This window comes from Sphingopyxis sp., from assembly GCF_036402335.1.
GTDB lineage: Bacteria > Pseudomonadota > Alphaproteobacteria > Sphingomonadales > Sphingomonadaceae > Sphingopyxis.
The window spans coordinates 1-1625 of record NZ_DASWTD010000001.1 but is presented as its reverse complement, the minus strand read 5'-3'; the positions used below and the strand labels follow the sequence as shown (position 1 = coordinate 1625).

Here is a 1625-nt window from a genome sequence, read left to right as displayed (position 1 = left end):
AGACGCGGCCCTGCTGCTCGAGTTCTGTGACGAGCGCGCCCTGCTGCTCCCAGCGATTCCATGCGCGGCGAACATCTTCCTCCGCCTCGCGCTGGAGCTGGTGCATCCGGAAGCGCGCCTCGCTCGCGCGGCGGACCATCTCCTGCACCTTGTTGCGGTTGATGTTGCCGTCGAACGCAGTCCAGCGCAACACGACACGCGCCTGCAGATCCTCGGTACGCCCGCGGAAACCGTCGACGTCATCGCCAACGCGGCCGCGGCCCTCGAGCGAGAGCGTCGGATACATTTCGGCCTTTGCCTTGTCGACCATCGCATGCGCGGCATCGATATCGGCCATCGCCTCGCGTACGCGGGGGTTCTTTTCCCGCGCACCCTCGACCGCGTCGGGCAGCGACGGCGGCAGGCTGGCCTTGAGCGAAGGCGGCATCGATACCTGATCGATCGACATGCCCGTCAGCGTGCGGAATTCGATCGCCGCGTTGACGAGCTCTTCCTGCGCCTCTGTTCTGCGGACGCGTGCCGCCTGGAGCCGTTCTTCGGCCTGTTGCTGGTCGGCGATGCTGATCGAGCCCTTGGCGACACCCTCGCGCAGATCGTTCACGAGGCCCTGATGGAAGGTGACGTTATCGTCCGAGGCCGCGACGATCCGCTGCTGGAGCAGATAGTCGAGATACTGCCGCGAGACGTTCAATGCGACGAACTCCGAACGCTCCTCGACGCGCAGCGCAGCACCATCGGTGCGCGAGGCCTGTCGCTTGAGCTCGGACGAGCGCACGCCCGAATCGTAGATTACCTGTTCAGCGACAAGCCCCGTTTCGAGCGGGTAGAGCGTCTGGTCGGCGATGCCGAGCGAGCGCCGCGTATTGTTCTCGAGACGGCGGACGCCCGCCGACGCCTCGGTGCTGACGCGCGGAAGGAACTGGCCCTGCGCCTGTTTGCGCTCGAACTCGATGGCCTCCTTGTTCATCGCGGCCTGGTTGATCTCCGGGTGCGATTCGAGCGCGGCCTCGACCGCCGATTTCAGATCCACGGTCTGCGCCTGGGCGAGCCCCGCGACGCTCAGCATGAGCGCGCCGGGGAATCCGATGATCCATTTGATCCTGTTGCTCTTCGTCATGGCTTCATCCCCCCGTTACTGTGCACTGATCTCGACGCGGCGGTTCATCGGCTCACGCACACCGTCCGCGGTCTCGATCTTGAGCTGCGATTCGCCCTTGCCCGCCACCGTCATGTCGGTGGCAGCCATCCCCGCATTTTCGAGCATCGCGGCGATGTTGTTGGCGCGCTGCGTCGAGATGCCGACATTGTAGTCGTCCGAGCCCGAACGATCGGCATGGCCGGTCACCGCAAGCCGGGTCCAGCCACAGCTCGCGCGGCTCGCCACCATCTGCTGGACCGTCGTCTGCGCTTCTGCGGGCGGCGTATCGACATTCCAGTCGAAGAATACCGACACCGTGGGATCGACGCCGCAGGCCGGCGCGGGCTCGGGTGCGGCTGCCATCGGCGCGGGCGCCGAGGCCTGCGCCATGCGGGCGGAAAAGCCGTCGCACTTGCTGATGCTGTCCGCATCCTTTGTGCCGCTCTTCAGATAGCCCTTGCCGATCTCGCACTGCACCTTGGCCTCG

General features: G+C 65.9%; 2 protein-coding genes. Both read right to left on the bottom strand.

Features of this window, described 5'->3' with window-relative positions:
• Positions 1–1117 (bottom strand): TolC family protein (locus VGD20_RS00010; RefSeq protein ID WP_331132484.1); only part of this gene is annotated, 1117 nt, incomplete at its 3' end.
• A gap of 15 nt (positions 1118–1132) precedes the next feature.
• Positions 1133–1625, bottom strand: a 493-nt coding sequence (locus VGD20_RS00005; RefSeq protein WP_331132483.1) for an OmpA family protein, incomplete at its 5' end; no start/stop codon positions are given.